Raw genomic sequence first — 16526 nt, 5'->3', positions numbered from 1 at the left:
CATGACCCGTCCGCAAGCCACCCTCCCCGCCGAACACGAGCGCATCGCAGCGCTGGTGGAATTGATGAAGCAGGAACAGCAATTGCTGGTGGCAGCGGACGCGGACGCGCTGGGCGAACTCACGCCCCGCAAGGTGGCGCTGGTGCAGGAGCTGGCGCAACTGTCGCGTGAGCGCCATGGCGCACTGGGCGGCGCCGGTTTCATGGCGTCGGAAGCCGGGATGGCGCCGTGGCTGGCGGCGCAGGGCGACGAAGCAGCACGCGCTGCCTGGGCCCAGCTGCTGGCGCTCACCGCCGAGGCGAAAGAACTGAACCGCGTCAACGGCATGCTGATCAACCGGCAAATGGCGCATAACCAGACGGTCCTGAATGCCCTGCGTACGCCGACGGCAGGCGCGGCCGATGCGACGCTGTACGGGGCCAAGGGGCAGACCTTTGGCAGCGCGCCGTCGAGGCGCTTCGTGGTGGGATAAGTCCTAAAAGTGCTCTGGATGACGGCCGCTGATGCGGCCGTTGTTGTTTCTGGCGTACGCTTTCGGCGTTACGCCGTTGTAGGGTGGGCGCCCCTGCGCCCACGCGGATACGGGCGTCACCTTTGACCCGCTGCTTCGACCTGTCGCCCGCAACTTCAAACGAATCGATCACGGCTCGCGGACGCTGTGCGAGCGATACATCCACGCAACGTACTCACGGCCAAGCACGTAAGCGCGTGGGCGCGGGGGCGCCCACCCTACGAAACCTTGCAGCAGCGCAAGCTCAACCATTGCTACAAGCGGACAGTGTTCCTGATTGTCATTCTTTGACGGAGGAATCCATGCACCGCACCAACTACCTGCTTGCCACCACCCTGCTGGCCGCCGCCCTGCCCGCCCACGCCGACATCGCCGTCACCATCACGCCCGAGCGGGCGTCGCTGGGCAAGCGCGACGAGGTCGTGGTCACGGTCACCCTGACCAATGTCGGCAACGCACCCGAACGCATCCTGAAAGCGCGCACGCCCTTCGGGCCGGCCGAATTCGCCCTGTTCGAGATCACGCGCGACGGCCAGCCGGTGCGCTACCTGGGCCGCGAGGTGAAACGCCCGGCGCCGCGCGAATCCGACTATCTGGTGCTGGCCCCGGGCGAGCGCCTCGTCGCCCTCGTCGAACTCTCGCGCAGCTACGACATGGCCGCGACCGGCGCCTACGCGGTGCGCTACCACGGCGCCTCCAGCGCGCCCACCATGAGTCCCGGCGGCATCAGCTCGAACACGGCCGCGATCTTCATCGAGGGCCGCCTGCCGCGCGGCACCAGCACGCCGCTGCTGGCCGCCCCCGCCGGGCCGGGCCTCACCTACGCCCAGTGCTCGAACGCCCAGCAGGACACGGTCGCCGACGCCTTTGCCGCCGGCAGCGCGATGGCCGCCAACGGCGTGGGCTACCTGGCGAGCAGCAAGGAACAGGGCAAGCGCTACACCAACTGGTTCGGCGCGCTCGACGCGGCGCGCCAGGCGACCGTGACCAAGAATTTCACGGCCATCAAGGATGCCTTCGAGACCAAGCCGGTAAAAGTCGACTGCAGCTGCGACGAGGATTATTTTGCCTACGTCTACCCGGCCCAGCCCTACACGATCTATGTCTGCAACGCCTTCTGGCCCGCGCCCCTGGTCGGCACCGACTCGAAAGGCGGCACCCTGCTGCACGAGATGAGCCATTTCGACATCGTCGCCGGCACGGACGACCACGTGTATGGCCAGCAAGGCGCGGCCGAGCTGGCGCGCACGGCGCCGCAGCGGGCGGTCAACAACGCCGATTCGCACGAATATTTTGGCGAGAACTCGCCGCCGCTCAATTAAGAATGCGGTCGCGGATCGCGCGCGTGCGCGCCTGGGATCCGGGCAATCAAAGCCAGCCCACCAGCAGATGGTGTTTGCAGCACGGAGCTGGTAATCCCAAGGAATTTCTTTCTTGAGCGCAAACAGGCGCTGCGATCAGGCTTGAGCGACTTGTGGGCTTGCTCAACCCGGCAGCTTTGCCGCAAGAACGTCGACCTTTTCGATTTAGGGCGGCTGGGCGAATAACTCACCTGCTTTTTCCATGAGCGCGGCGGCGACTGCGCCGGAAAGATGAGCTTGCCGCCCGGCCTCATCTGGAAAGGCGTCAAAGATGCCAAAGGTTGACGGCCCCAGGCGGATGCCGAACCAGGCTGTCGTACCCGGCTCTGCCTGAACGAGGGGGAGACCGCTTAATAGAAAGTTCTCCACGTCTTTCTCCTTACCCGGCTTGGCTTCCAAGCGAACGAACAACGCGAGTTTGACCATGATAAATCTCCTGTTGTTAAAAAAACATCAGCGCACCGCTTTCCAGCCGGCCCAATTCAATGAAGGCCGGACCGCCACCAGTTGCGGCCATTTAAAGCCTGCCGTCGTGAATGTTCCACGCTTGCGAACATGTGTTCGCCATACGGTCGCGTGGCAGTGTTCAGCAATAAGGTCCTGGTTGTCAGGAACCGGGATGCAAGACCCCTTGGTCCACCCGTGGTCGCGCACGTCGAAAAGCGGGAAACGCTGCGTTGCGGCGGTCTTTCGGTGAGCCCGCACCCGGTACCTGCGGGAGAATGTGACCATCGTCGGCACTGGGAGCAAATATCTTGATCCCCACGCAGGCGAGCGCGAAGCCAGGCTAGCGGTGTGGAGCGTAGTACAAACGAAGAATTGATGGCGCGGAAATGCGAAGCAGATGGGGCTGTGCGGATACGGATGTCGCGGTGCTCAATGCGAGCGCTGCCAAGACAGGCAGTGTCGTCGAAAAATTGCGCGCATATCTCTCCCCAATGGCTGACCCAGACGGATTGAGGGTCTGGACCCGACATTTGAACACGACCTCTACCTTCGTCCCGCATCCGGCAGCTCACTAGCTTTATGAGCATGGACTCAATGTACAGTTGAGCTCGTGTCTGAATGTCAGACCTGACCCTATTGTCTCTAGCTTTATGAGCATGGACTCAATGTACAGTTGAGCTCGTGTCTGAATGTCAGACCTGACCCTATTGTCTCTATTGTCTCTATAAGCACTATCGTCGCCGGCACGGACGACCACGTGTATGGCCAGCAAGGCGCGGCCGAGCTGGCGCGCACGGCGCCGCAGCGGGCGGTCAACAACGTCGATTCGCACGAATATTTTGGCGAGAATTCGCCGCCGCTGAATTAAGCAGGCGTTTTCGGAGCTCGTTCTATCGGCCAGTAAGCAATCGCCCAGAACGCAACGGCGGCCAATGAAGCGTACACCGTGGCGACCAGTGCCGCACCATACGCATGTTGAAGCCTCACCGCCAACGTTCCAGGATGACCCATTACCACTTCAGTTATCAGGAAGAAAACTGGCCCGATCAGCGCTCCGAGCAGGCCATAGGAGGAAAAACGACGGATGCCTTTTCGATGCAGTAAAAGATGCACGGGAACGCCGAGAACCAACGCCGCCGAATAGCCATACAACACGAGGATGAAAGGTCCAACCACCGCCGCATCTCCGTATCCCGCCCAGAAGAAATTGTAGAGATACAGCAGCGAACCAGGAAATGCCGGCGCCACAAGAAAGCCGACGAGTGCGCGTGCGGTGTGGGACATAGGTTCCTGACTACTGGGAGAGGTTTGTTTTCAATGCTGTAAAGCGTTTCGAACGTCCGCTCCTGGCCCCCCAATACGGACATCGGCAAGTCGCCGAGCGTAGCTGATTCACGTACGCTCACGCATATAACTATTGATTCCCTTGCCGTTCAGCTCAGTTTCCATTTCGTAGGTCATTCCCAGGCGCTCGGCTACACGACGCGATGACTCATTGCTGGACGCGATCAACGCCCGAACCTTCGGCTCACGCCGAACCTCGAACGCATATTCCAGTACTGCCGCAGCCGCTTCGCTCGCAATTCCTTTTCCCCAAAATTCCCGATAGGTATTCCATCCCATTTCCATCACAATTGATTCATGGCGGAAGAAGGCGCCCACGCTGCCAACCAGCTGACCCGTCTTCCGGTCCTCTATCGACCACCAGCCAGCCCCGTTCAGGAGCCAAAATCCAGCATGTGAACTGAAGATGCGCCAGGCGGTTTGACGATCTGCCGAGCCTAAATGCGCTGAACTTTCGGCATTCGACAAATGGTCTGCGAATAAGTTGAAGTCTTCAACACGATATTCCCGAAGCGTCAGCCGTTCTGTGTGAAGGCGAGGCACGGAAATCGTCAGGGCGTGATTCATGAGAAATGCGTCTTTGAATGTTTAAAAATTGTTCACGGTCCGATTCTGGCCACGATAGCCGACGTTCGGAATGGCTCAGGCCACGATGTTGTTGCTCTCATGCTGCGGGCACACTAATCGCGGAATTCACATGCCCCTGACGAGCAATGATATTCAAGAATGCCCGCCTTGAGGGAAACCGGGAAAATCTCATCCTTTCCGTCGATCGAAAATACCAGCCTGTCCGCTTTCTGTTTAATCGATACATTGACGGTCTGACCCAGCACGGCCGTGTGATCTACCAATATTAGCTTGTGCTGACGTGGAGCCTGTTTATTAGCGAGATAATAGAAAACCGCCCTGAAGTCCGGCCCCATACCCGATATCCGCGCGAACTGCATGCACGCGGAAGCTTCGGACGCTGCCTCCTTGAGACAAACGCCGAATACAGGAAACCATTTCGAGGTGGCGTGTTCTTCCGTTATGCGCATCCGAAATTTGAGTTCGTCGGAAAACTCCTGGCTGAGCTCCCGCATGAACCCGCCTTCGACATTCATTCTGATCTTCGTCTCGTTTAAGCCCAGACGCTCTGCCGGGACAGGCGCCACCGGTGTCGAGACGTTCGTTCCGGGCGTGCCTTCACGCGCCACGGTCACACAGCCAAACAAGTTACCGGTAATCAAAGCGAGGATGGCAAATTTCGAAGCGTGCATGTTGTAGCTTGATGGGTTATAGGATTGACTGTTTAAGTGGTCGTGTGTCCGCTCTTGGGGGAGCGCCGGCGGTCGGATGGTCCAAGTGTACGGGCTTGTTGCTATTGGAGCAAGAAAGAGGTTTGTCAGGCGCTCTAAGGCCCGCGCTAACACGAGAAGAAAAAGAAATCCAGCGCGACTTAAATAAAATGCACGACTGTTACTTTTTCGCAAAAACCGGCCTCACAAAAACCGATTTGCATTGCTGTCAGCTCATGAATTCGCCAGTATTGGACGAGTTTCCTTAGATTGAAATCAAGTTTTATTCGGAAACTTGTCAAAAGAATGGCCAGCAGGCCACGACAAATCACATACGGAGAAACACATGAGCAACAGCATCTGGAAGTCGGTATTCGGTATCGCAGCACTGAGCGTCGCCGTCGGCGCGCAGGCAGGGTCGAACGGCGTGAAGGTGGACGTGGCGCTCGACAAGGCCAGCCTCGGCCCGAGCGAGGATGTGCTGGTGAAGGTCACCATCACCAACACCTCGTCCACCCCGCAGTACGTGCTCAAGGCGCGTACGCCCTTCGAGGGCCTGTCCGCCCCGCTGTTCGACATCACGCGCGACGGTGCGAAAGTGGCCTACACCGGCGCCATGATCAAGCGCGGCAAACCGGCTCAGGCTGATTACTACGTGCTCAAGCCGGGTGCCTCGCACACGGTGAAGGTCGAGCTCTCGTCGCTGTACGACATGAGCGTGACCGGCGACTATGCGATCAAGTACCGCGCCGCCTCGCCCGACCTGTTCCTGGCCGCTAATAACGGCCGTGCGAACGCCAACGGCATTGGCGAACTGGAATCGCAGGCAGCGCAGGTTTATATCGAAGGCCGCCTGCCGCGCGGCGCCGAATCGCCGATCATGCAGGCGCTCAAGCGTCCCGGCGGCGGCGGCACTACTCCCCCGCCAGGCCTGAGCTATGCTTCCTGCACCGCCTCGCAGCAAAGCACGATCGCGTCGGCCGTCTCGGCCGCCAAGACCATGTCGAACGGCTCGGTCAGCTACATGGCCAATGCCACGATGGGGCCGCGCTACACGAAGTGGTTCGGCACCGTCACGTCGACGCGCCAGGCCACGGTCAAGGCGAACTTCTCGGCCATCAAGGATGCCTTCGACAACAAGTCGGTGGTGGTCGATTGCGGCTGCAACCAGAATTACTACGCCTACGTCTACCCGACCCAGCCGTACCGCATCTATGTCTGCAAGGCCTTCTGGACCGCGCCGCTGACCGGCACCGACTCGAAGGGCGGCACCCTGGTGCATGAGATGAGCCACTTCAACGTCGTCGCCGGCACCGACGACAACGTGTACGGCCAGAGCGGCGCGGCGGCCCTGGCGATCAGCGACCCGAACGCGGCCGTGCAAAACGCCGACTCGCACGAGTACTTCGCCGAGAACACGCCGGCGCTGAACTAAGCAATTGAAAGTACGACGTCCCGGCCGGCATCCCAGCCCGCCGGGACGTTTTTATTTGAGGGTGGTGATGAAGGACACCGGCCGGGCGGGAAACTCGACCGCCTTGTCGAGCTGTTTCACGTCGGCCAGCACCGGGCCGGTATAGCCGATGTGGTAGTTGTGGCGGCCCTTCGCGAACGCATAGGTGTTCGTGATGTCGATCGTGTTCATCAGCATCTTGCCCGGTTCCAGCGGCTGGAAATCGGCGCTGGTGAGCGCGGCGCGCTTGACCATCTTGCCCGTGTATTTCACCGGCTTGCCGCCGGCATCGCGCACGTCGAAGCGGGCGCCCGTCAATTCATTGCCCGCGGCCAGTTCGCGCGGGATCCAGACTGTCGTCTTGCCCTGGTTGGTGAAGGTCAGTTCGACCAGTACCTTGCCCGGCGGCGTTTCGATATCGATGCTGTGTTTCACGCTCACGGTCGGTTCTCCGGCAGCGCCCGCAATCAGGGGCAGGAGGCTCAGCGCGCTCAGGGCGGCCAGCAGGAAAGGTCTGCGCAGCATTGTCAGCTCCATATGGTTGTGTCGCCCATTGTGAGGGTGGGGGCGAAAAAAACCAAGGGTGCGACGAAAAGCGGAGTGAAACAATATTTCATCCACTCGGCCTTGATGAAATTTTATTTCACTGCGTCGCCATAATCGTCACCGCCACCCTGCGGTTCCTCACCCTGCCCGCCTCGTCGGCGTTCGGCGCCACCGGCAAATTCGCCGCGTGTCCCACCGCCGTCAGGCGCCCTTCCGCCACGCCGCTGTCGATGAACAGGCGCACCACGCTGCTCGCGCGTGCGCTCGACAATTCCCAGTTCGACGGGAAGGCGGAATTGGCAATGGCCAGGTTGTCGGTATGCCCTTCGACCTGGATCGCATGCGGATCGTTCTTCAACAAGGACGCAACCGTGCCCAGCGTCGTGCGCGCCTCGCTGTCCAGCGCCGCCCGCCCTTCCTCGAACAGGACTTTGGCATTGATTTCCACCGTCACGCCGCGCCCGCTCTGGGTCACGCGCACCTGGCCATTCCGGATCAAGGGCGCGAGCGAGGCATTGAGTTCGCGCACCAGCGTGTTCAGGCGCTCGCGTTCGCGCCGCGCCGCGTCAAGCCGTTTGCGGGCGATCAGGTTGGTCAGTGGAAGTTGTTCGATGGTGGAGCTGGCCTGGGGCACGGCGGGCCGGCCGCCGAAGGCGTCGCCCAGCGCGTCCGACAGCGCCTTGTACTTGCCGGTGTTGACCACCGAGATCGCGTACATCACGACAAAGAAGGCGAACAGCAGCGTGATGAAGTCGGCGTAGGAAATCAACCAGCGGTCCTGGCTTTCACGATCCTCGCCTTCATCGTAGCGCCGGCGGGCCATCTCAGCGCTTCGCCAGCAGGCTGGCCACGCGCTCCTCGACCACGCGCGTGTGGTTGCCGCTGGCGAGGTCGTGGAATACTTCGATCAGGATTTCGTACTGCGCGACCTGGTCCGAGACGATCGCTTTCAATTTATTCCCGACCGGCAGAAAGAACAGGTTCGCCAGGCCCACGCCGTACACGGTCGACACGAAGGCCACCGCAATGCCGCCGCCCAGGCGCGAAGGATCGGACAGGTTTTCCATCACGTGGATCAGGCCCAGCACCGCGCCCAGGATGCCGATCGTCGGCGCATAGCCGGCGGCGGACTCCCAGATGCGCGCGGCCTGGCGCTCGGCGAATTCGAAGGCGGTCACTTCCATTTCCAACAGGCCGCGCAGCTTTTCGGGCGCGATGCCGTCGACCACCAAACGCAGGCCCTTTTGCACGAACAGGTCGGACGAGCCCATGTACTGCTCGAGCGAGAGCAGGCCGTCGCGCCGCGCCGTATGGCTCCACAGCGCGATCTCGCGCGAGAGCGGCTGGCGCCGGCTTTTGGGAGGGAAAAACACCCAGCGCAGCATGCGCATGCCGCGCCGGAAGGTGCGCGCTTCGGACTGCAGCAGCACGGCGCCGAAGGTGCCGACCACGACGATCGCAAACGCCGCCGGCTGGATCAGGGAGGCAAAGCGCCCGCCGTCGAGCGTGTGCCCGACCAGCAGACCGGCCAGCGCAAGCGCGAGGCCGATCAGGCTGGCGAAGTCCACAGCTTTTCCTTGAGCGAAGCGCGCAGGCGGGCGACCGCTTGCGTATGCAGTTGCGAAACGCGCGACTCGGACACGCCGAGCACCGCACCGATTTCCTTCAGGTTCAGTTCTTCTTCGTAGTACAGGCCCATCAGGATCTTCTCGCGCGGCGGCAGGGAATCGATGGCCTCGATCACGGCCGAGCGGAAGTCGGTATCGAGCAGGGCGCGCAGCGGATCGTCGTCGTCGACCGCATAACGGTCCAGAAAAGAGTCGTTACCGTCTTCGTCATGGAAATCTTCGTAGTACACCAGCTGGTGGCCGCCGCCTTCGAACAGCATTTCCTGGTAGTCCGAGAGCGACACGTCGAGCGACTTGGCCACTTCGAGTTCGCTCGGCGGACGGCCCAGCTGCTGCTGCAGTTTGGTCATGGCGGTCTCGACCTTCTTCATGGTCGAGCGCGTGCTGCGCGGCATCCAGTCGTTGCTGCGCAATTCGTCGACCATGGCGCCGCGGATGCGCAGCACGGCATAGGTCTCGAACTGGGCGCCGTGGTTGTCTTCGTAGCGGTTGATCGCGTCCAGCAAGCCCATCATGCCGGCCTGGATCAGGTCGTCCACCTCGACCGATGGCGGCAGCTTGGCCTTCATCTGGTGCGCCAGGCGCTTCACGAGCGGGGCGTGCTCGGTGAGCAGGTGGTTCTTGTCCGCTTTTCCTTTGACGGTATACATGCTTATGCTTTTCTCAGGAACCAAAATGCGCACTGCTCTGCCCGACTGAGCGTGCCAGGCCAGGGAGCGCGAAGCGCCCGGCCAGTTGACGGAAGGCCACCGAGGCCCCGGCCAGCGGGAAGGCATCGACCACCGAGCGTCCGAGACGCGCGGCGCGGTGCAGGTATTCGTCGGCCGGAACCGAACCCATCGAGCTCAACGTTACTGCAAGGTAACGACTTGCTGCTGCCGACATATTATCGTAAACCACCTTCGCCTCAGCCTCGGAGGCGCCGGTGACCAGGATGCCGAAAGGACGGCGCCCGAATTCCTGGGCCAGGCGCTTGATCAGGCCATACGCATTGGTGATCGAGGTGGCGCTGGTCGAGACCTGGATCACGATTTCCGAGTCGGCCAGCAACGGTACGGTAAAGCCGCCCTCGCGGTTCAGTTCGCCATCGACGATGACGATGCCGCCCTGCTTCTTGACCAGCACATCGAAGGCTTTCGCCAGGCGGCGCGCTTCGTCCGAGCCGGCTGGCGCCTGGCCGTCGCGCGCCAGCAGCGCCACGTTAAAACCCTGGGGCGCGGTCTGCACCACCTGGTTCAGCGCGCATTCCTGGCGCGCCACCTGGAGCAGGCTGACGTGGCGTTCGAGTTCCAGGCGGCGGGCGACGCCGTAGTCGCGCTGGCAGGCGTCGACGATCAGCACTTCGTTGCCGCCCTGGACCAGCGAGGCGCCCAGGTTGACCAGCATCGCGCCCTTGTCGTCGGACGGCGTGGCGGAGAGAAAGGTGACGATGCGTGGCCGCGAGCCGGCCAGCATCCGGCGCAGGCCTTCGGCCTGGTCGAAATCGAAACTAGCCAAGGCGCACCTCGCGCAGGCTCTCGTCGCGGTTCACATTGCCGGTGCCGGCCATCATCAGCGGCAGGTCGGCGTCGTCCAGTTGATTCGCGCCGTCGCGGCGGCTGCGGAAGGCGCGGTCGACCAGCATCGCGCGGTCGGCCAGGTGCAGGTCTTCCGGCACGCGCTGGCCGTTCGAGATGTAATGCAGGTTCAGCTTTTGGCGGATCACGACGTCGAGCACGTTGCCGATCGACGCGGCTTCATCGAGCTTGGTCATGATGCAGCCGTGCAGGCCGCTGCCCTCGTAGGCGCGCACGACTTCGGCCAGGGTTTCGTTGGTCGAGGTAGCGTTCAGGCACAGCAGGCGTTTCACGTCGGCGCCGGCGCCGGTGAGCATGGCCACCTGCTCGGTCACCATCTGGTCGCGCTGCGACATGCCGATGGTGTCGATCAGCACGGTATGCTTGTTCTTGAGCTCTTTCAGGGCGATGCGCAGGTCGGCTTCGTCCTTCACCGAGTGCACCATCACGCCCAGGATCTTGCCGTAGATGCGCAGCTGTTCGTGGCCGCCGATACGATAGGCGTCGGTGGTGATCAGGGCCAGCTTTTCCGGGCCGTGGCGCATCACGCAGCGCGCGGCCAGTTTGGCGGTGGTGGTGGTTTTACCGACGCCGGTCGGGCCGACCAGGGCGAAGACGCCGCCCTTATCCAACAGCGTGTCTTCGTCGGCCATGGTGACGAGGTTACGGGCCAGCACGGTCTTGATCCAGCGCATCGCTTCAGCCGCGTCTTTATTCGCCGGCATCTTGTCGATCAGGTAGCGCGACAGCGATGCCGAAAAACCGGCGGCCAGCATCTCGCGCAGCACGACGGCTTTCTGCGGCTCGCGCGCCTGGGTGCCGCCCCAGGAAAGTTCGGCCAGCTGCGATTCCATCATGCCGCGCATGGCGCGCAGTTCGTGCATCATGCCGCTCATCTCTTGCGCAGCCGATTCCTTGGCCTGGGCGATCGCAGCCGACATCATCGAGGTCATCGCGCTCATGTCGAAGGCCGGTTCCGGCTGGGGTGCACGGCGGTTGGCGTAGCTGTGTTCGGCTTCGTAGTCTTCCGCGGCCGGACGGCGGCCGGCGAAGGCGGCGGCGAATTCCGGCTCAGGCTGGACCGGGCGGCGGCTGGCGTAGATCTGTTCCGGCGTGGCGGCAGCGCTCGGTGCGGCGCTGCGGCGGTTCACAAAACTTTGCGGCTCCGGCTCGAAGGCGTTCAGGTCCAGGCGCGGCGGCGGCGCGGCCATGTCGGTACCCGGCGCTGGCGCGGAAAGGGAAGCGACATCGTCGTTGTCGAGCGCCAGGATTTCGACGACGCCGTCGACAGGACGGTTCGAGAGGATGACGGCATCCGGGCCGAGCGCATCGCGCACCTTGCGCAAGGCTTCCCGGGATGTTGCCGCTGTAAATTTCTTCACATTCATCTTATTCTCCGCACTGCGCTATTCGATTGGTACCGGCACGCATGCCGCCGGTCTATGGGATAGATTATTGACGATGCCGTGGAGCAAGCATCTGGGGAAAAGGATGGGGAAAGTGGGTTAATTCGATTTAGAGGGGGAATTACCCCAAGACAGGCAGGCGAGGTCCTGCGAATACCGCGCCATATCATCCGTGCGTTGAACGCGTGGGCGGGACACCCGCCCACCCTAATGTGATGGACTCCACCCTCCTGCTAACGGCATCATTGTGCCAAGCGTGCCAGATTGGGCTGGCAAGCAAAGACAAGAGGGGGAGTCACTGTGAATGCTAACGCAAAAGTAGCTGGCTTGGATATCGCCAAGGACGTATTTGTCGCGGTGGCGCAGGACCGTAACGGCAAACGGATCTGGCAGCGCAAGTGGAAACGCAGCGAGGTGCTGCGGGCGTTCAGGGAGTTGCCGCCGATGGCAGTCGGTATCGAAGCATGCGCAGGTTCCCACTATTGGGCCCGGGAACTGATCGCGCTGGGACACGACGTCAAGCTGATCGCTGCCCAGCACACCCGGGCCTTCGTGACTGGCAACAAGAATGACACCAACGACGCTGCTGCAATTGCTGAAGCCCGATCGCGTAGCTCGACCAAGTACGTCCCGATCAATACCCCGGCCCAGCAGGATTTGCAGATGCTGCACCGTGCGCGCAGTGCGCTGATGACGGAGCGTGTCGCGTTGATCAACCGCCTTCGCGCCTTCGCCGGCGAGTACGGCCAGGTATTTGCAAAGGGTGTTGCCAGGTTCCGCGATGGGCTCATGGCTTGGCTGGCCGATCCCGAGAACGGCCTGTCCGGCTCGGCGCTGACGACGTTTCGGGAACTGAAGGAACAACTCGACGACAAGGAGCAACGGATCCTGGCGTACGAACGCAGGTTGAACCAGGCAGCCAAAGCGGAGACGGCTCAAAAACTGATGGAGATACCGGGCGTCGGTCCGATTATCGCGACGGCAGTGATTGCCAGCGTGGCTGACCCGCACCACTTCCGTAGCGGCCGCGATTTTGCAGCGAACCTGGGGTTGGTGCCACGCGAGCACAGCAGCGGAGGAAAGCAGCGCCTGTATGGCATCACGTGCAAGGGCGACAGTCACCTACGAACGTTCTTAATCCATGGCGCGCGTAGTGCGCTGCGCAGCGCGGCTAACAAGCCTGATCGCCAACTTTGCTGGGCCAGGAAAGTCGCCGAGCGTCGAAGTTTCAATGTGGCCGCAGTTGCATTGGCCAACAAAATGGCCAGGGTGATCTGGGCACTGTTGGCACATGGTCGAAGCTATGTTCCGGTCTGGTCGAACATCACGACCAGACCGGTCTGAAATACCGAACGAATAGAAGGAGCAATACCGCCAAGTTTGCGATGATGAAGAACGAATGATGCCAACAGGTCGGACCGGCGTCGGGCGAATCCGAGAACCGTAACGGCCCTCAAGGCCGGCACCCTATATGGATCCCGACGCGCGTATCACATCAGGGCCAGAGCACGAAGAGCGCTCACCGAACAGGCCGAATAGATACACGCAACTCTTCCTAACGGCAGAAATTCAATCTTCTTCTTGCAAAACGGGTGGAGTCCATAGATACGGGTCTACTCAACCCGCGCCGACGAGACTGGTGACGCGAATCGTCTTGGTCTCCGGAATCTCCGAATGCGACAAGACCTTCAACTGCGGCAAGGCGCGGCGCAGGAAACGCGCCAGCAGCACGCGCAGCGGCCCCGGCACCAGCAGCACCGGCGTGTGCCCCATTGCTTCCTGCTGCTGCGCCGCGTTGTGCGCTTGCTGGGCGATGGTGTCGGCCAGGCCCGGCTCGATGCCGGTGCCGTCGCCGCCCGCACCGAGCGCCTGCATCAGCAGGCGTTCCAGGCGATTGTCCAGGGTCATCACGGACAGTTCATTGGTGCCCGGGAACAGCTGCTGCACGATCGCCCGGCCCAGCGCGATGCGCACCAATGCCGTCAGGTCGCTCGGGTCCTGCACGCCGGCGTGTTCCGACACGGTCTCGATGATGGTGCGCATGTCGCGGATGTGGACACCTTCAATTAACAGGTTCTGCAGCACCTTCTGCAGCGTCGCCAGCGAAATCACCTTCGGTACCAGGTCTTCGACCAGCTTCGGCGTCTCTTTACCCAGGTGGTCCAGCAAAGCCTGGACTTCCATGCGGCCCAGCAGTTCCGAGGCGTGGGTCGTGATCAAATGGTTCAGGTGGGTCGCCACCACGGTGCCGGCGTCGACCACCGTATAGCCCAGGTTCTGCGCCTCGTCGCGCATGCTCGCTTCGATCCACACCGCCGGCAAGCCGAAGGCCGGGTCAAGCGTCGCCTGGCCCGGCAGCGTGCCGCTGGCCATGCCTGGATTGATCGCCAGGAACTGGCCGTTGATCGCTTCGCCGGTACCTACTTCCACACCTTTCAAGGTGATGCGGTAGGCGGAGGGTTTCAGTTCCAGGTTGTCGCGGATGTGCACGGGCGGGGCCAGGAAGCCGACTTCCTGGGCGAATTTCTTGCGAATGCCCTTGATGCGCTTGAGCAGTTCGCCGCCCTGCCCCTTGTCGACCAGGGGAATCAGGCGGTAGCCCACTTCCAGACCCAGGGTGTCGACCGGCATGATGTCCTGCCAGGTCGCTTCTTCGGTTTCGGTTGCACCGGTGCGCTCGGCGCCAGACGCCGCATCTTCGGCTTGCGCTTGCGCCTCGCGTTCGGGCGCCGTGCGGGCACGCTTGGCCAGCAGGTAGCCACTGCCGCCCAGCACGGCGCCCAACAGCAGGAAGACCAGGTTCGGCATGCCCGGGATCAGGCCCATGCCGGCGATGATGGCGCCGGTGATGTACAGCACTTCGGGTTTCGCGAACAGCTGGCCGATCATCTGGCCGCCGATGTCCTGCTCGTTGGCCACGCGCGAGACGACCATACCGGCCGCGATCGAGATGATCAGCGAGGGAATCTGCGCCACCAGGCCGTCACCGATGGCCAGCAGCGTGTAGGTCTTGGCGGCTTCGCCAATGGCCATGTCGTGCTGGACCACGCCGACGATCAGGCCGCCGATGACGTTGATCAGGGTGACCATGATGCCGGCCACGGCGTCGCCCTTGACGTATTTCGAGGCGCCGTCCATGGCGCCGTAGAATTCCGCCTCTTGCGACACCTCGGTGCGGCGCTTGCGCGCTTCCGGCTCGTTGATCATGCCGGCATTCAGGTCGGCGTCGATCGCCATCTGTTTACCAGGCATCGCGTCCAGGGCGAAGCGCGCGCCGACTTCGGCGATACGGCCCGCACCCTTGGTGACGACGGTGAAGTTGATAATCGTGAGAATCACGAAGACCACGATACCGACCGTGTAGTTACCGCCGATCAGGAAGTGGCCGAAGGCCTCGATGACCTTGCCGGCCGCCGCGCCGCCGGTGTGGCCTTCGGTCAGCACGATGCGGGTAGAAGCCACGTTGAGCGCCAGGCGCAGCATGGTCGACATCAGCAGGATCGCCGGGAAGGCCATGAAGTCGAGCGGCTTGACCGTGTACAGCGCGGTCAGCAGGATGATCACGGACAGCGCGATATTGAAGCTGAAGAAGAGGTCGAGGACGAAGGCCGGCAGCGGCAGGATCATCATCGCCAGCAGCAGGATGATCAGGATTGGCGCGGCCAGGGCATTGCCCTTGGCGCCAATCGCTCCCACCCAGCCCGGCATTCTCAAACTATTCATCAAACAGCTCCGTTATTCGTGTCGGGTTTTACTTGGGATGCAGGGTTCAGCGGGTCCATCTCCGGCGGCACCGGCAGGCTGGTCGGCCGGTCCGGATACTGGCCGGCGCCCTTGCTGTAATTGCGCAGCTGGAAGACGTAGGCCAGCACTTCCGCCACCGCCGAATACAGCTTTTCGGGAATTTCGTCGTCGATCTCGGTGTGCTTGTAGAGCGCACGGGCCAGGGCCGGGGCTTCGAGCAGCGCGACCTTGTGCTCGCGCGCCAGCTCGCGGATCTTGGCCGCCACCTCGTCGGCGCCCTTGGCGACGACGCGCGGCGCGCCGCCCTGCCCATCCGTGTACTTCAAGGCGACGGCGTAGTGGGTCGGGTTGGTCACCACCACGTCGGCATCAGGGACATTCTGCATCATGCGGTTGCGCGCCATTTGCCGCTGCATCTGGCGAATCTTCCCTTTAATCTGAGGATTGCCGTCCGATTCCTTCGATTCCTGGATCATTTCCTGGCGCGTCATCTTCAGCTTGTTGTTGTAATGCCAGATCTGCCAGGGCGCGTCGATCAGGGCCACCACGCCCAGCGAACCGACGATGAAGAGAAATGCGCGCGCCATCAGGTCGGCCACGTGGCCGGTGCCCGCGCCGAGCGGCTCGACGGCCAGCCCGAGCACGGCGTCCTTCTGGCTCATGATCACGATCCAGGCCACACAGCCGACCAGCACCGTCTTGGCGACGGCTTTCAGGAGTTCGATCAGGGCATTCGTGGAGAACATGTTGCCAATGCCGCTGATCGGGTTCAGCTTCATGAAGTTGGGCATGAAGGCCTTGGAACTGAAATTGAAGCCGCCAATGGCCATCGGCGCGGCCAGGGCGACCAGCATGATGGCCAGCGCCAGCGGCAGGCAGGCCAGCATCACGCCGCTGACGTCGTTGGTGATGCGTTCGATCAGGATGGTGGGGTTGTAGACCTGGTCACGGGTAAGGCTCAAGCCCGAGGCCAGCGCCTGCGACAGGCTTCCGGCCAGCGAGCCGCCGGTGATCCAGAGGCCGGCGCCGGCGGTCATCAGGACGGCAAAGGTGGCAAGTTCGCGCGACCGGGGAACGTCGCCGTCTTCGCGCGCCTTTTCCAGTCTTCTGGGGCTTGCGTCTTCTGTCTTTTCCGCGTCGCTGTCTTCCGCCATCTACCGCTCCCCGTCACCGATTCACCATCCAGGACGGGATTATCGCCGGTATTGCTCTACGGCTATAGAGAGAACAGGGAGGAAAAGCGCTGCCAATTC

Annotated in this window: 17 protein-coding genes; 5 read left to right on the top strand and 12 right to left on the bottom strand. The window is 62.2% G+C overall.

Annotation, left to right across the window (positions count from 1 at the left end):
- Window position 1 precedes the first annotated feature (1 nt).
- Window positions 2-472 (top strand): flagella synthesis protein FlgN, encoded by a 471-nt coding sequence (locus tag NMB41_RS05785; protein ID WP_494381523.1) that lies wholly within the window; start codon window positions 2-4, stop codon window positions 470-472.
- A gap of 341 nt (window positions 473-813) precedes the next feature.
- Window positions 814-1833: a M35 family metalloendopeptidase gene (locus tag NMB41_RS05780; protein WP_494381522.1), complete on the top strand. Its 1020-nt coding sequence runs from the start codon at window positions 814-816 to the stop codon at window positions 1831-1833.
- A 204-nt stretch (window positions 1834-2037) separates the two neighbouring features.
- Here the strand turns inward: NMB41_RS05780 and NMB41_RS05775 are convergent, their stop codons facing one another.
- On the bottom strand, window positions 2038-2298 hold the full coding sequence (locus NMB41_RS05775) for a putative quinol monooxygenase (protein ID WP_494381521.1): 261 nt from the start codon (window positions 2296-2298) through the stop codon (window positions 2038-2040).
- Between the two features lie 778 nt (window positions 2299-3076).
- On the opposite strand from NMB41_RS05775, the gene NMB41_RS05770 reads away from it, so the two are divergent.
- A complete protein-coding gene (locus tag NMB41_RS05770; protein WP_494381520.1) occupies window positions 3077-3187 on the top strand; it encodes a M35 family metallo-endopeptidase in 111 nt (36 codons plus the stop codon).
- Here the strand turns inward: NMB41_RS05770 and NMB41_RS05765 are convergent.
- The 3 genes from NMB41_RS05765 to NMB41_RS05755 all read right to left on the bottom strand — a co-directional run bounded on the left by NMB41_RS05765 (window position 3184) and on the right by NMB41_RS05755 (window position 4922).
- Window positions 3184-3603 (bottom strand): hypothetical protein, encoded by a 420-nt coding sequence (locus tag NMB41_RS05765; protein WP_494381519.1) that lies wholly within the window; start codon window positions 3601-3603, stop codon window positions 3184-3186. The genes NMB41_RS05770 and NMB41_RS05765 overlap by 4 nt on opposite strands.
- A 108-nt stretch (window positions 3604-3711) precedes the next feature.
- A complete protein-coding gene (locus NMB41_RS05760) occupies window positions 3712-4230 on the bottom strand; it encodes a GNAT family N-acetyltransferase (RefSeq protein ID WP_494381518.1) in 519 nt (172 codons plus the stop codon).
- 113 nt (window positions 4231-4343) lie between these two features.
- Window positions 4344-4922: a hypothetical protein gene (locus NMB41_RS05755; RefSeq protein WP_494381517.1), complete on the bottom strand. Its 579-nt coding sequence runs from the start codon at window positions 4920-4922 to the stop codon at window positions 4344-4346.
- A 364-nt stretch (window positions 4923-5286) separates the two neighbouring features.
- Between NMB41_RS05755 and NMB41_RS05750 the strand changes: the two genes are divergently transcribed.
- Window positions 5287-6375, top strand: a complete 1089-nt coding sequence (locus NMB41_RS05750) for a M35 family metalloendopeptidase (protein ID WP_494381516.1) — start codon at window positions 5287-5289, stop codon at window positions 6373-6375.
- 51 nt (window positions 6376-6426) lie between these two features.
- On the opposite strand, the gene NMB41_RS05745 is transcribed toward NMB41_RS05750, so the two are convergent.
- From NMB41_RS05745 to flhF, 6 genes are all read right to left on the bottom strand, one after another.
- Entirely contained in the window at window positions 6427-6918 is a 492-nt protein-coding gene (locus NMB41_RS05745) for a hypothetical protein (protein ID WP_494381515.1), read from the bottom strand.
- A gap of 118 nt (window positions 6919-7036) precedes the next feature.
- The gene (gene motD / locus NMB41_RS05740) at window positions 7037-7762 is read right to left on the bottom strand and encodes a flagellar motor protein MotD (protein WP_494381514.1); all 726 of its coding nucleotides are present in this window, start codon (window positions 7760-7762) and stop codon (window positions 7037-7039) included.
- A 1-nt stretch (window position 7763) separates the two neighbouring features.
- Window positions 7764-8507: a flagellar motor protein gene (locus NMB41_RS05735; RefSeq protein ID WP_494381513.1), complete on the bottom strand. Its 744-nt coding sequence runs from the start codon at window positions 8505-8507 to the stop codon at window positions 7764-7766.
- Window positions 8489-9217 (bottom strand): RNA polymerase sigma factor FliA, encoded by a 729-nt coding sequence (locus NMB41_RS05730; RefSeq protein ID WP_494381512.1) that lies wholly within the window; start codon window positions 9215-9217, stop codon window positions 8489-8491. Before NMB41_RS05730 ends, NMB41_RS05735 begins: the two co-directional genes overlap by 19 nt.
- 13 nt (window positions 9218-9230) lie before the next feature.
- Window positions 9231-10064 (bottom strand): MinD/ParA family ATP-binding protein, encoded by an 834-nt coding sequence (locus NMB41_RS05725; RefSeq protein ID WP_494381511.1) that lies wholly within the window; start codon window positions 10062-10064, stop codon window positions 9231-9233.
- Window positions 10057-11511, bottom strand: coding sequence for a flagellar biosynthesis GTPase FlhF (gene flhF, locus NMB41_RS05720; RefSeq protein ID WP_494381510.1), 1455 nt, complete (start codon window positions 11509-11511; stop codon window positions 10057-10059). Before flhF ends, NMB41_RS05725 begins: the two co-directional genes overlap by 8 nt.
- A 345-nt stretch (window positions 11512-11856) precedes the next feature.
- Between flhF and NMB41_RS05715 the strand changes: the two genes are divergently transcribed.
- Window positions 11857-12873 carry an IS110 family RNA-guided transposase gene (locus NMB41_RS05715; RefSeq protein ID WP_494379946.1) on the top strand — a complete coding sequence of 339 codons (1017 nt, stop codon included), beginning with the start codon at window positions 11857-11859 and terminating at the stop codon, window positions 12871-12873.
- 273 nt (window positions 12874-13146) lie between these two features.
- Here NMB41_RS05715 and flhA read toward each other — a convergent pair whose 3' ends face one another.
- Together flhA and flhB are read right to left on the bottom strand one after the other, a co-directional pair.
- A complete protein-coding gene (gene flhA / locus NMB41_RS05710) occupies window positions 13147-15252 on the bottom strand; it encodes a flagellar biosynthesis protein FlhA (protein WP_494381509.1) in 2106 nt (701 codons plus the stop codon).
- Window positions 15252-16427 carry a flagellar biosynthesis protein FlhB gene (gene flhB / locus NMB41_RS05705; RefSeq protein ID WP_494381508.1) on the bottom strand — a complete coding sequence of 392 codons (1176 nt, stop codon included), beginning with the start codon at window positions 16425-16427 and terminating at the stop codon, window positions 15252-15254. The genes flhA and flhB overlap by 1 nt, the downstream gene beginning before the upstream one ends.
- Window positions 16428-16526: the final 99 nt, after the last annotated feature.

This window comes from Massilia sp. FBCC-B171 (genome assembly GCF_059134155.1).
This window is presented reverse-complemented; position numbering and strand designations above follow the sequence as displayed.

Bases quoted from the DNA above. Each gene is read 5' to 3' on its own strand.
- NMB41_RS05785 (WP_494381523.1), top strand. From the start codon at position 2: ATGACCCGTCCGCAAGCCACCCTCCCCGCCGAACACGAGCGCATCGCA.
- NMB41_RS05780 (WP_494381522.1), top strand. From the start codon at position 814: ATGCACCGCACCAACTACCTGCTTGCCACCACCCTGCTGGCCGCCGCC.
- NMB41_RS05775 (WP_494381521.1), bottom strand. From the start codon at position 2,298: ATGGTCAAACTCGCGTTGTTCGTTCGCTTGGAAGCCAAGCCGGGTAAG.
- NMB41_RS05765 (WP_494381519.1), bottom strand. From the start codon at position 3,603: ATGTCCCACACCGCACGCGCACTCGTCGGCTTTCTTGTGGCGCCGGCA.
- NMB41_RS05760 (WP_494381518.1), bottom strand. From the start codon at position 4,230: ATGAATCACGCCCTGACGATTTCCGTGCCTCGCCTTCACACAGAACGG.
- NMB41_RS05755 (WP_494381517.1), bottom strand. From the start codon at position 4,922: ATGCACGCTTCGAAATTTGCCATCCTCGCTTTGATTACCGGTAACTTG.
- NMB41_RS05750 (WP_494381516.1), top strand. From the start codon at position 5,287: ATGAGCAACAGCATCTGGAAGTCGGTATTCGGTATCGCAGCACTGAGC.
- NMB41_RS05745 (WP_494381515.1), bottom strand. From the start codon at position 6,918: ATGCTGCGCAGACCTTTCCTGCTGGCCGCCCTGAGCGCGCTGAGCCTC.
- motD (WP_494381514.1), bottom strand. From the start codon at position 7,762: ATGGCCCGCCGGCGCTACGATGAAGGCGAGGATCGTGAAAGCCAGGAC.
- NMB41_RS05730 (WP_494381512.1), bottom strand. From the start codon at position 9,217: ATGTATACCGTCAAAGGAAAAGCGGACAAGAACCACCTGCTCACCGAG.
- flhF (WP_494381510.1), bottom strand. From the start codon at position 11,511: ATGAATGTGAAGAAATTTACAGCGGCAACATCCCGGGAAGCCTTGCGC.
- flhA (WP_494381509.1), bottom strand. From the start codon at position 15,252: ATGAATAGTTTGAGAATGCCGGGCTGGGTGGGAGCGATTGGCGCCAAG.
- flhB (WP_494381508.1), bottom strand. From the start codon at position 16,427: ATGGCGGAAGACAGCGACGCGGAAAAGACAGAAGACGCAAGCCCCAGA.